The organism is Actinoplanes subtropicus (assembly GCF_000721705.1).
Taxonomy (GTDB): Bacteria; Actinomycetota; Actinomycetes; order Mycobacteriales; family Micromonosporaceae; genus Actinoplanes; species Actinoplanes subtropicus.
Genome location: NZ_JOJL01000032.1, coordinates 1 through 11,315, shown reverse-complemented (window position 1 = coordinate 11,315; position 11,315 = coordinate 1). Strand labels below are relative to the sequence as shown.

The 11,315-nt window shown below is 68.9% G+C and carries 12 protein-coding genes; 6 read left to right on the top strand and 6 right to left on the bottom strand.

The genetic code is table 11. The annotated features are described in order from the left end of the window. The first annotated feature begins 82 nt into the window (after positions 1–82). Entirely contained in the window at positions 83–739 is a 657-nt protein-coding gene (locus IH26_RS0138395; RefSeq protein ID WP_245665877.1) for a TetR/AcrR family transcriptional regulator, read from the top strand. A gap of 29 nt (positions 740–768) precedes the next feature. On the opposite strand, the gene IH26_RS0138390 is transcribed toward IH26_RS0138395, so the two are convergent. The 5 genes from IH26_RS0138390 to IH26_RS0138370 form a co-directional block, all read right to left on the bottom strand. Next, entirely contained in the window at positions 769–984 is a 216-nt protein-coding gene (locus tag IH26_RS0138390) for a hypothetical protein (RefSeq protein ID WP_030441202.1), read from the bottom strand. Between the two features lie 78 nt (positions 985–1,062). Next, positions 1,063–1,620 (bottom strand): beta-class carbonic anhydrase, encoded by a 558-nt coding sequence (locus IH26_RS0138385; RefSeq protein WP_030441201.1) that lies wholly within the window; start codon positions 1,618–1,620, stop codon positions 1,063–1,065. Continuing rightward, on the bottom strand, positions 1,604–2,398 hold the full coding sequence (locus tag IH26_RS56485) for a hypothetical protein (protein ID WP_051809265.1): 795 nt from the start codon (positions 2,396–2,398) through the stop codon (positions 1,604–1,606). Before IH26_RS56485 ends, IH26_RS0138385 begins: the two co-directional genes overlap by 17 nt. Positions 2,399–2,491: 93 nt before the next feature. After that, positions 2,492–3,655 (bottom strand): cytochrome P450, encoded by a 1,164-nt coding sequence (locus IH26_RS0138375; RefSeq protein WP_030441199.1) that lies wholly within the window; start codon positions 3,653–3,655, stop codon positions 2,492–2,494. Positions 3,656–3,663: 8 nt separating this feature from the next. Further along, a complete protein-coding gene (locus tag IH26_RS0138370; protein ID WP_157437585.1) occupies positions 3,664–4,305 on the bottom strand; it encodes a VC0807 family protein in 642 nt (213 codons plus the stop codon). Positions 4,306–4,432: 127 nt separating this feature from the next. On the opposite strand from IH26_RS0138370, the gene IH26_RS0138365 reads away from it, so the two are divergent. The 5 genes from IH26_RS0138365 to IH26_RS0138350 all read left to right on the top strand — a co-directional run bounded on the left by IH26_RS0138365 (position 4,433) and on the right by IH26_RS0138350 (position 9,524). After that, positions 4,433–5,020 (top strand): TetR/AcrR family transcriptional regulator, encoded by a 588-nt coding sequence (locus tag IH26_RS0138365; protein ID WP_063763796.1) that lies wholly within the window; start codon positions 4,433–4,435, stop codon positions 5,018–5,020. Positions 5,021–5,120: 100 nt separating this feature from the next. Further along, entirely contained in the window at positions 5,121–5,654 is a 534-nt protein-coding gene (locus IH26_RS0138360) for a TetR/AcrR family transcriptional regulator (RefSeq protein ID WP_030441196.1), read from the top strand. A gap of 88 nt (positions 5,655–5,742) precedes the next feature. Next, positions 5,743–6,759: an SDR family oxidoreductase gene (locus IH26_RS0138355; RefSeq protein ID WP_030441195.1), complete on the top strand. Its 1,017-nt coding sequence runs from the start codon at positions 5,743–5,745 to the stop codon at positions 6,757–6,759. An 11-nt stretch (positions 6,760–6,770) separates the two neighbouring features. Further along, the gene (locus tag IH26_RS58745) at positions 6,771–7,046 is read left to right on the top strand and encodes a hypothetical protein (protein WP_157437584.1); all 276 of its coding nucleotides are present in this window, start codon (positions 6,771–6,773) and stop codon (positions 7,044–7,046) included. A gap of 69 nt (positions 7,047–7,115) precedes the next feature. Then, a complete protein-coding gene (locus IH26_RS0138350; protein WP_051809263.1) occupies positions 7,116–9,524 on the top strand; it encodes a WD40/YVTN/BNR-like repeat-containing protein in 2,409 nt (802 codons plus the stop codon). A 688-nt stretch (positions 9,525–10,212) separates the two neighbouring features. Here the strand turns inward: IH26_RS0138350 and IH26_RS60335 are convergent. After that, entirely contained in the window at positions 10,213–10,674 is a 462-nt protein-coding gene (locus IH26_RS60335; protein ID WP_157437583.1) for a hypothetical protein, read from the bottom strand. Positions 10,675–11,315: the final 641 nt, after the last annotated feature.

Genomic DNA, 11,315 nt, shown 5'->3' with positions numbered 1-11,315 from the left:
CCGCTCACCGATATCCTCGGCCCGCCGTCCCGGCAGACCGGCGCCGCGTCGTGGACGGTGTTCACGTTGTTACGCTGATTTGGTGAGCCATGGCGAGTCACCAGTGCAGATGCCCGCAGCGGAGCGGCGCCGCCGCCCGCGGGGGGTGGTCCGGGAGGGCCTGATCGCGGCGGGGCTGGAGCTGGCGCGGACGGGTGGTCCGGATGCTGTGGTGCTGCGCGAGGCGACGCGGGTCGTGGGCGTCGTACCGAATGCCGCCTACCGGCACTTCGCCGACCGTGACGAGCTATTGGCCGAAGTGTGTGCGGCGGCGATGCGGGAGATGGCAGACCGGATGGCGGCCGGTATCGCTCGGGTGCGCGGCAAATATGGCAATCCGGCGGCGGCGCGCCGCCGGCTGCGTGCCATCGGTACGGCATACCTCGGCTTCGCCCGGGAAGAACCGGGCCTTTTCGCGACCGCGTTCGCGGTGCCCCAGCGGCACGCCTACGAAGTGGCGAACGAGGGGAAAGGCGAGGAGCGCATGCCGTTGGATCATCTCCGCGCGGTCCTGGACGAGTTGGTCGAGGCCGGGACGCTGGATCCGCGGCGCCGGGAGGGTATCGAGTTCCCGATCTGGTCCCAGGTGCACGGGCTGGCCGTGCTCCTCGGGCAGGGCCCGCTGCGGGAGCTCAGCGAGGCGGCCCGGCGGCGCATCGAGGAACGCACCCGCGCCTTCGTCGAAGACAGTCTGGCTTAGGCCGCCGGGGTGCGCTCCCGTGGTAGGCGTCAGGCGGTCACGGGCTGGTCGCAGTCGGGGCGAATGCCGTCCTGGCCACGGCCACGACGACCGAGGTCAGGGCTCGTCCGGCGATAATCGCCGCAGCGGGTATCGAAGGCGAATACCTCGCCGCGGCGGACCTGCAGATCGAGGCCGCGTACGGCTTCCACGATCCCGTACCTCATGTGCAGGTCCGACACATTGATCACGGTCTCGATGCCCACGGAGCGGTGGGTCCTCGCGAAGCCCGGTCCGGTGGGATGTCCGGTGTTGCCGCAGCGCTGACCCGAACGTCTTCCATCTCAGTCCACCGTTCGCGCGACAGCGAACTGGGAGGTGGCGGACAGCACCGTTTCCACTCGACCCGTCTGCAGATCCAGGACGTGCCCGGACACCGCAACGCCGTCGTCGAGCAGCGGCGACGATCGCAACCTCTGCACGTCGGCGCGTACCGTGAGGTGCGGGTCGACGACCGCGGCAGCCTGCAGGTCGGCGTCGGCGAGGCGAGTCCTGGCGGCGAACCCCTGGCGGAAGTCGTCGTTGGCCAGGAAACTCGAACCGCACTGGGTGTGGTGGACGATCGCGACCTCCAGCGGTGGCCCATCGGTGCCTGCGACCACCCTCCGCAGCGACAAGACGAGCGCGATGTCGAAGATCGTGCCGTCGTTGACCCGGCCGCCCGCGTTACGCACCACGAGCGCGTCGTTCTGCTCGATGCCCAGGAACCCGGCCGGCTCGACCCGCGGATCCATACAGGTGACGATCAGGACTCCGGTCTTCGGCATCGGGTTCGGCAGCGCGAGGCTCCCGGAGTCGGCGTATTCACGGTTACGGCGAGCTAGTTCATCGAACGCGGACATGCTTCGTACCTTCCGGTAGGGGTGTTTGCGGTGAACGCTGTGAACCATCAAGCGGGGCGGTGACCGGTGTCGCGACCCGTCGCGGGATCAGGCGCCGCAGCGAGACGATGTGCAGGGCGAGCAGGAGCGGCACGCCCGCGCTCGGGATCAGGACGATCGGGAGCGCGGCCAGCGCATCGTTCGGTGACGTGGTGTGAACGATTCCGTAGCCGGTAAGGCCACCGAGGATCAAAGCGTTGACGAGGTCGAGCGTGCCGAGCGCGTGGAACCAGACCGCGCCGCGGCGACCGGCCCCGCGGGCGAGTTGGAGGGCCACGAACGGCGCCCATATTCCGATCGCCATGTCGCCGAGACCCGCCGGTATGGCGAACAGCGGTGACAAATGGCCCAGGGCCATGACGATCGGAAACGAGACCCCGGCGACCCGGAAGGCGTGCGGCAGGACGCTGCGGCTCAGCGATTCCGGGGCGGCCAGGGCGCGGGCGACGGCCGGGAACCGGCTCATCGCCAGCAGCGCGACAAGCGATCCGCCGGCGGCGATTCCCAGCCAGGGCAACTCGCCTGGGGCGCCTTGGTAGTGACCCCGCGCGGCGATGACCGCACTGGCTGCCAGCCAGCCGCCGAGGACCACGACGACCGCTACCGATAGCACCGCCGCCCGTGCTCGCGACGAGCCGGTGCCGCGCGCGCCGCGATAGAGCGTGAGGCTGGCGGCGGCCGGGAAGCCGATCGCACCAACGAGACAAATGACCCATACGTACCACGGCGGGCTGTACATGATCGGTGTTCCTCCGTTTCGCCAGAGGCCTCAATTAGTGGACGCCGTCCACAAGTGTACGTGGATGCTGTCCACTTTCATAGGCTGGGCGGGTCACCAGGTGACCGGCAGCCCGGCGAGACCTCCGGTCAGGCGGTCGACGTGCACACGCAACTCGCTGCGGGGAATCGCCAGCCGCAGGCCCGGCAGGCGCGCGGCTATGCGGCCGAACGCTTCCTGCAGCTCGACCCGGGCGAGTGCCGCGCCGATGCAGTAGTGCGCCCCGTGGCCGAAGCTCAGGTGCGGCTTCGCCGGCCGGGTGAGGTCGAAGAAGTCGGGATCGTCGAAGACGCGCCGGTCCCGGTTCGCCGCGTGCGCGGCGAGCACGATCGCGTCCCCGGCGGCGATCGGGACGTCCCGGACGACGAGGTCGGTGCGCGCGTAGCGGGGCAGTCCGCCGGTCGTGGTCGAGCTCGACAGGCGCAGGATCTCCTCGACCGCTCCCTGGACGAGGGTGGCGTCCAGGCGCAGCGCATCCAGCTGGTCCCGGTTGGCGAGAAGCAGCAGCAGTCCGAGGTCGAGCCGGACGACGGTGGTCTCGTGCCCGGCGAAGAGCAGCATCGCGGCCATCTGCGCGATGGCGTCATCGGCGAGGCCCCGCTCGACGAGGTCCGAGACCATGCCCTCGCCGGGTGAGTCCCGCTTGGCCGGCAGCAGGGAACGAACGTACGCGATCAGCTCGGTCCGAGCCGCCGCCGCTCGGGTGGCGTCGGTGAGGGAGGTCAGGTCGCCGGCCCATCCGCGGAACCGAGGGTGATCCTCGTACGGGATGCCGAGCAGTTCGCAGATCGCCATGACCGGCAGGGGCACGGAGAATGCCCGGTGCCAGTCGGTCGGTGGCGACGGGAGCTCGTCGAGCAGGCGCTCGACAAGCTGGCCGATCCGGGGCCGCAGCGCGTTCATCCGTCGCGCCGAGAACGCCGGGCCGAGCAACTGACGCATCTGCCGGTGGCGATCCCGCTCGGTGTCGTGATCGCCGACCGGGCCACCGAGCAGCACCGAGCCGGAGACCGTGGCGGCGCGTGCGGGATCAGGGTGGGAGCGACCCAGCCGGTCGTCGCCCAACAGCGCTGTCACGTCCGCGTGCCGGGTCACCAGCCAGGCAAGTCCGCCGGTCGCGGTACGAACCCGGGCGACCGGCTCGCGCTCTTGAAGTTCTCCGTAACGAGGCGCCGGCGTGAGGATGTCGCCGGCGGCCGGGAAGGGCAGTTGGTCCATGGGCCCGCTCACCGCCCGGTGCGCGTCAGCGACTCGGCGGCCGAAGGTTCGGGCCGCGCCGGTCGGCGCCGCCGCGCCCGCACGGCCCACAGCGCCACGGGGCCGAGGACGAGCGGCGCCAGCAGGGGTGAGATGGTGACCATCACGCCGGTCGGGACCACGTACGACAGCCCGACGCGGATCGCGGCCTCGCCCACCAGCGCCAGGCCCCAGACCGCGGTCTCGGCCCGGGCGGACACCGATCGGCCGGCCTGGCCCGCGACGCGCCCGCCGGAGGCGGAAATACGCTTCCGGAGTACGGCGACCAACGGCCTGGAGGTAGCCAGCGAGCCGAGGAAGACCACGCCCAGCGTGCCCGTGATCAAGGACTCCTTGACCAGCAGGACACGACCGTCGCCAAACACGAGCGCGGTCACCAGGCCCGCCGCGATCGCGGTCAGCGACAGCGCGGCAAGCGGATCGAGCTGCCGGCGCCGCCACACGGCCAGCACGCCGGCCGCCGCCGGGAAGACCGCCGAGACGGCGAGCGCACCCACCGCGCCCACACCGAGCTTGGCCAGGACCCAGTACGCGACGATCGGCGCCACCACGTTCAGCCGTACCGAGGGAGTGCGCAGCAGCCCACCGCCCCCTCCGGGAATCCATCTCATCGTCTGCACTCTCCCTCTGTAGACACAGCCGTATACACACACGAGTGTACTTTCGGCTTCACTGTATACACAAGCGGATACACGATGGCGGGTACAGATGGTAGGTTGATCGGGACAGGAGGCGAAGATGGTGGATGTGACGGAGACCGAGCGGCCCCCAGCGCGGCGTCTGCTCTCCCGCGAGCAGCGCCGCGCCCAGCTGATCCGGGCCGGCGTCGCCGCGTTCGCGCGGCGCGGATTCGCCGAGACCGGCCTGGAGGACGTTGCTCGCGAGGCCGGTGTGACGCGAGCGATCATCTATCGCCATTTCGCGTCCAAGACGGAGCTGTACCAGGCGATCCTGGACCGAACGCAGGCACAGCTGCGTGAGCACCTCGGCTCGCCCGAGCGGTATGACGAGAACACTGTGCGTGCCCTGGTGCGGGCGGCATGCGACGACCCCGGCGGCTTCCGCCTCCTGTTCGCGCACGCCGAGCGCGAGCTCGAGTTCGCCGCTCTGGCCCAGGAGCGCAACCGGGTCGCGGCGGAGACCGCCGAGAGCTACCTGCGTGACCGCCTCCCCGACACCGCACACCGGCGCTGGATAGCCGGCCTCATCCCGAAGCTGACCATCGAGCTGATCCTTTCCTGGCTCGACGCGGGACGGCCGACCGAACCGGACCAGCTCGTCAAAACGATCCGGGCGACCTCACAAGCCCTGGCGGCCGGGTCGTAGGGCCTCTCTCCAGTTCCCGGCCTTGATGCGGCGAAGCCGATCTCCTATCGTTGTGGAGGGGTCTCCGATTCCGGTAACCTCCTGGACGGCAGGGAGAAGCATGGTTCGCGCAGATGCCCGGGAGAACCGCGCCCGCATCCTCGCGGCGGCACGGGAAGCCTTCGCCGAGGACGACGACACCTCGATGAACCAGATCGCCCAGCGGGCGGGCGTCGGGCCTGGCACCCTCTACCGCAACTACCCGTCCCGTGAGGCGCTCATCCTCGACATCTACCGGGATGAGGTCGCGCGGCTGGTCGGCTCGGTGACCGAGTTGCTCGCCGCGGAGCCACCCCTGGAGGCGTTGCGCCGCTGGACGACCGACCTGGTCGCCGGCATGCGCAAGAAGCACGCCCTCGGCGCCGCCCTGAGCCCGGATGTCCACAAGTCGATCAGTGAGCAGACGTACGAACCGGTCATCGACGCGATCACCCAGCTGCTCAGCGCCGGTAAGCGTGACGGCAGCATCCGCGAGGACGCCGAGCCCGGTGATTTCCTGCAGTTCACGGGCGCCCTGTGGCGAACCGCGCCGGAGCGTACGCAACCGATGCTGGCGCTCATTCTCGACGGTCTCGACGCCCGCCGGGGATCGTAATGGAGACCTCTCCGGTTTTTCGTTGACGAAATGGAGAGGTCTCCACTACCGTGGTGTCACAGGAGGACGACACCACGGGAGGCAAAGAATGGCTGAGATCCTGGTGACCGGAGGCTCCGGTTACCTCGGCAGTTGGTGCACGTTGGCGCTGCTCAACGCCGGCTACTCGGTCCGCACCACGGTGCGCGACCTCGCCCGCGAAGACCAGGTGCGCGCGATGCTGCGCCGCGGCGGCGCCGACCCCGGGGACAACCTGCGGGTGGTCCGCGCCGACCTGTCGAGCGACGACGACTGGGCGGACGCCGCGGCCGGGTGCGACGGCGTTCTGCACGTCGCCTCGCCCACGCTGACCCAGACACCGAAGAATGACGACGAGATGGTCCGGCCGGCGGTCGACGGCACGCTTCGGGTGCTCCGCGCGGCACGCGACGGCGGCGTACGCCGGGTGGTGCTGACCTCCGCGATCGGCGCGATCGCGTACGGCCACGAGCCACGCGACACCCCGTTCACCGAGGCCGACTGGACCGACGTCACCGCCGACGGCATCCAGCCGTACCAGAAGTCCAAAACCCTCGCCGAACGCGCCGCCTGGAAATTCGTCAACGACAACGGCGGCCTGGAATTGGTCGCCGTCAACCCGACCGGCGTACTCGGGCCGGTCCTCGGCCCGGACTACTCTCCCTCGCTCACCGCGATCGCCCGCATGCTCGACGGGTCGATGCCGGCCCTGCTGCCGTTCGCCTCCGGCTACGTCGACGTGCGTGATGTGGCCTCCCTGCATTTGCTCGCGCTGGTCGAGCCGGCCGCCGCGGGAGAGCGGTTCATCGCCACCGCCGGGCGCAGCCTGTGGATGCGGGACGTCGCCACGATCCTGCGCGATCGCCTGGGCGACCGGGCGGCGAAGGTGCCGGCCAAGGAGATGCCGCTGTGGGCCGCGCGCGGACTGGCCAGGGTCAACCCGCAGCTGCGTCAGTTGCGCGCGGCGCTCGGCCGCGACCTGGCGGCCACCTCGGCCAAGGCCGAACGTGTCCTGGGCTGGAAGGCGCGCCCGATCGAGGACACCATCGCCGAGACCGCCGACAGCCTGCTCGCCCTTGAGCATTGAACGGACCGCAGATGGTGGAACTCCACGAATACCGCACCGCCGGCCGCTCCGGCCTGCGGGTCAGCCCGCTCACCCTCGGCACGATGACCTTCGGCGACGCCGGCTGGGGATCCGACGCCGAGACGGGTGTCCACCCCCGACCTCAACCCTTGACCCCCAGTAGTCCGGTAGAGGCCGACAAGGAGTCCTCTCTCGAAGGCGTATGCCCGCCGCTGATCTTCGATATCAATCGAGACGTGAAATTCACCCGTGTTCCTGGCTTCGGCCGACACATGGTAGATAGGTAGTTGCAAATATGTGAGTGTGTTGCGCGGGCGGCGGCGGCACGCGTGCCTGTCGACGGGAGGTCCCTCGCCATGAGGTGGACGACGAGCGCGGGCCGGTGGCGGCTTCCTCTCATTCTGACGGCGATCCTCGTCGTTGCCCTCGGCGCCTTCGGGGTAGGCCGGCTGGCGACCGGCCACGAGAAGGACGAGCACGAGAGCGTGGGCGCCGATCGCGACCGTGACCGGGACCTGGGTAACGAGGAAGACGAGGAAGACGGCGGGCCTCAGGCGCCCGCCGACTACCTCACGCTCAAGTGGACGTCGGGCCGGCAGGTGACTCCGGCTCAGGTGGCGCGCTCGATTCAGCAGGCCGCCGTGGTACCGCAGGGCGCCGGTGGCAAATGGAGCGCGATCGGCCCGTCGAACGTGGGTGCCCGTGTCGTCGATCTGGTGGTGGACCCGGCGCATCCGGACACGGTCTACAGCGCGGTGGCCGGCGGTGGAGTGTGGAGAAGCACCGACGCCGGCCAGACCTGGCAGCCGAGCTGGCCCGAGAGACTGACGCAGGCCATGGGCGCGCTGGCCATCGGCCCCGATGGCGTCCTGTGGGCCGGTACCGGTGAGGCGAACCCGTCCGGTGGCGGGCTGACGTTCTTCGGTAACGGTGTCTACCGGTCGGCCGACGGCGGGCGCAACTGGCAGCAATGGGGTCTGACACAGAGCGCGGCGATCGGGCGGATCGTCGTGGATCCCACGAACCCCCGGCGGGTGTTCGTCGCGGCAGCCGGCTCGATCTCGTCATCCGTGTCCCAGCGGGGGATCTATCGCGTGGACAACGGCGGGCGGAACTGGAAGCTGGTCCTCGCCCCGCCGAACGGGACCACGGGCGGCATCGACCTGGCCGTCGACCCGGCCGACCACAACCGGATCTTTGCCGGGCTGTGGGACCACAAACGCAACAACGGTGCGCGTACCTACGGCGGTGTCGGCTCGGGACTGTTCCGCTCCGACGACGGCGGCGACACCTGGACGCGATTGCAGAACATCGTCGGACCGGTGTCCGACTACGATCAAACCGGTTCCGGCCTGAAGAGCGATCCCAGTCTGGGCCGCCTGGGCGTCGCGGTCGCACCCTCCGACCCCAAGCGGGTGTACGTCGTGTTCGGTTCCCCGTACGGGCCGGACAAAGGCTTCTACGTCTCCGACAACGGTGGTGACTCGTTCACGCGGGGTGGTCGGCCCGGCGCGTCGGGTGGCTACCAGTGGTGGTTCGGCCGGCTGTGGGTCGACCCCGGCGACGAGAACCATCTGTTCTCCGCGGACGTGGCGCTGCGCGAATCGACCGACGGTGGGCAGACCTGGCACAACTCCGACGGCGTGCACGCCGACCAGCACGCCATGCAGTGGGATCGCAATCGAACCGGGCGGGTCTATCTCGGCAACGACGGTGGAGTCTGGCGCTCGGACACCAACGGCGCCACCCAGTCCTGGCAGCACGCCACCTATGAGCCGTGGAATCAGTCCTACCACCTCGCCGTCGCCGCCGACGACCCGACCAGGCTCGCCACCGGGCTGCAGGACAACGGAAGCGTACGCACCTGGACCTCGACCGCACCTCCGGCCGACCTGTCCCAATGGAACGCATACGGCGGAGGCGACGGCCACGAAGTACTCATCGACCCCCGCGACCACAACGTCTACTACGAGTGCTCACAGGTCGGCTCCTGCCGCCGGCACGAGGACACCGGCGGGGCGTCGAGCGTGTTCACCTTCGGCACCCGGCACTCGTCGCGGATCACCACCGACGCGCCGGTGGTGCTGGACCCGAGCGATCCGGACGTGGTGTATTTCGGCGGCAACGCGCTGGACCGCTCCATCGACCGCGGCAACACCTTCACCCGGATCAGTCCGCCCGACCCGGACTTCCTGACCGGGCCGGTACCACCCGACGAGAACGACCTCGGCCCGTTCTACGCCAACGAATACGCCACGATCACCTGGATCGCACCGGCCAAGACCGACCCCAACACCATCTACCTGGGTACGGACACCGGACGGGTGTGGAAGACCAACGATCTCGGCGTCCACTGGACCGAGTTCACCGACGGACTGCCGCAGCGGTGGGTGAACGCGATCGTGGTGGACCCGGCCAACGCCAACCACGTATACGTCGCGTTCTCCGGCTACCGCGAGGGTGACAACGCGGCAAATGTCTGGGAGACCAGCAACGGCGGCGCGACGTGGCGGGACATCAGCCGGAATCTTCCCGATGGACCAGTCGAAATGCTGACCTACGACCAGCGGCACCACCAGCTGTACGCGGCCGACGACTTCGGGGTCTTCTACCTGCGCAACGGCAGCCCGCGCTGGGTCAGGCTGGGTCTCGGAATGCCCAGGACCCCGGTACTCGACATCAAAATAACCGGCGACGGAAAGTGGATGTACGCTGCGACGTTCGGGCGCAGTGTCTGGCGCCTGCCGCTACCACCGACCTTCTGACCACGATGGTCAACCGACCGGCGGAGTCCTGAATCAAGTCGAGGGCATACCGCCCGAACCAACCGGGCACAGCCGGCGCGGTCGTGATAGATCAGGGCCGCCTCGGCCTTCTCCTCGTCCTGGCGGGCCTGGTGCTCCCGCAGCACCTGCACCATCGCCGGCCCGATCGCGATCGGCCGACGGCTTTTGCGGATGCACCGTACGCACCATCGCCGGCGACAAAGCGCCACCACGCCGGGCGCCGTTGGTCAGCAGCGCCTTGTCCATGTCGTGGATGACGCGTTTGTCGAGGTCGTACGTTCGCTTGCTGGTAGAGGTACCCTGTCAACCGCTCGGCGCGCTTTCCGGCAACCGCCGATGCTATCGAGGCAAATCGACCTGACGGGCGGGTCTGCCGGTGTATCCGCTCCGGACGCCTGGCAGCGTGCGGTCACCAATCGGTAGGAAGATCACGGTGGAGCCTCTTCCCGATAGGTGGAGAGCGCCGCGCTGACCCGGCCGGAGTTCGAGCTGTCGGATTTCGACCGGACGGAGCGCATGCGCACGGCGGCCTCGGCGGCCGGAGCGGAGAATCGGACCGGTGGGCCAACATCGGTTCGGTCGGCCGTTTCCGGAAAATAGCTGGATCAGGCCGCCGTTACGAATCTGCGAGAACTCCGTATCCGGGCGGCAATTCTGTCCGAGGTCGTCAGGCTGGGATCTTGGCGCCGCAATATATGGCCGGAGAACCTCCGTCGATGCAGCTTTGGATATACCAGACTGGGTTGTCCGTGCCAGTCACGATCGAGTCGCCGCATCCGCTTGCACTGCCGTTGCCATCCCTGACTCTTCCCTGGAAACCGTTGTAGAGCCAGTACAGCGTGAAGGCACCGCGTCCGTCGGCATAGAGATCGCAGGCAGTGACCTCGGTGTGGATCCGGGTGACGCCGCCTCGGCTGCATAGCGTGAGGTGGAAGGGGCCGCAGTCGTACGGGCCGTTCGCCGTGACGTCATGCGCGTTGGCGGCGGTTTGCAGCATGAGGACAGCGGACAATGCGATACCTGCGACGACGAGCAGCCGTCGAGCGCGCGGGTGTCCAGTCCTGAGTCTTGGCATGGATTTTCCCCCATTCGCGAGTCCAGCGGTCGTTTCCTTCTCCAGCAGGTGCATGTGACTCCCATCTGATTTTCGGGCGTCCCCTTGCGGCAAGGACGGTGCCGACCTCGCCTCCCCTGTGCCGGGACTCGCCGCGGATGCGGCAGATACCGCCCTGGTCGAGGGCTGGGGGACGTTCCTTGTCTAGTGCCGTCATCGAGGCGACCACCAGCCCATCTCGCCGGCGCCGAACAATCGGCGAACAATTTGGGTGTCGACGGGCGCGGGGCGGGGCTGGATCAAGGCGCGGGTCCGCTGCGGCGGTTCGGCTGGGAGTTGCGGCGGTTGCAAAAGGGCGCGGTCCGGCCAGGATGCCGGGAGTTGGCCTTTCGACCGCCGGCGTGACCGGCCAGTCAAATATGCCTGCCGATCGCATTGAGGGTGTCGGCGGCCGCCGGGCCGCGTTTGCCCGGATCCGTTGCCGACACCCTCGGCCCGCTGCTGGCCGTGATCGTCACCTGCCGCCGGCGAGAATCATCAGATGGCGTCGTGTTCGTCGTACATGTCTCGCGCCGGGTTATAGGTGCAGTAGTACGGTCTTACGTATCCGCCGCTCACACTGAGCTGATCTCAGCGACGCATAAGCATTGATTGGTGCGACACGGACATAGGGGTCGAGTCCGGCGATGCTGGAATCGGACGTGGGGCCCTCGGTA

Coding starts and splice junctions, on each gene's coding strand:
- IH26_RS0138350 (WP_051809263.1), top strand. CDS start 7,116: ATGAGGTGGACGACGAGCGCGGGCCGGTGGCGGCTTCCTCTCATTCTG.
- IH26_RS0138360 (WP_030441196.1), top strand. CDS start 5,121: ATGGTTCGCGCAGATGCCCGGGAGAACCGCGCCCGCATCCTCGCGGCG.
- IH26_RS0138385 (WP_030441201.1), bottom strand. CDS start 1,620: ATGTCCGCGTTCGATGAACTAGCTCGCCGTAACCGTGAATACGCCGAC.
- IH26_RS0138365 (WP_063763796.1), top strand. CDS start 4,433: ATGGTGGATGTGACGGAGACCGAGCGGCCCCCAGCGCGGCGTCTGCTC.
- IH26_RS58745 (WP_157437584.1), top strand. CDS start 6,771: ATGGTGGAACTCCACGAATACCGCACCGCCGGCCGCTCCGGCCTGCGG.
- IH26_RS0138370 (WP_157437585.1), bottom strand. CDS start 4,305: ATGAGATGGATTCCCGGAGGGGGCGGTGGGCTGCTGCGCACTCCCTCG.
- IH26_RS0138355 (WP_030441195.1), top strand. CDS start 5,743: ATGGCTGAGATCCTGGTGACCGGAGGCTCCGGTTACCTCGGCAGTTGG.
- IH26_RS60335 (WP_157437583.1), bottom strand. CDS start 10,674: ATGCACCTGCTGGAGAAGGAAACGACCGCTGGACTCGCGAATGGGGGA.
- IH26_RS0138375 (WP_030441199.1), bottom strand. CDS start 3,655: ATGGACCAACTGCCCTTCCCGGCCGCCGGCGACATCCTCACGCCGGCG.
- IH26_RS56485 (WP_051809265.1), bottom strand. CDS start 2,398: ATGTACAGCCCGCCGTGGTACGTATGGGTCATTTGTCTCGTTGGTGCG.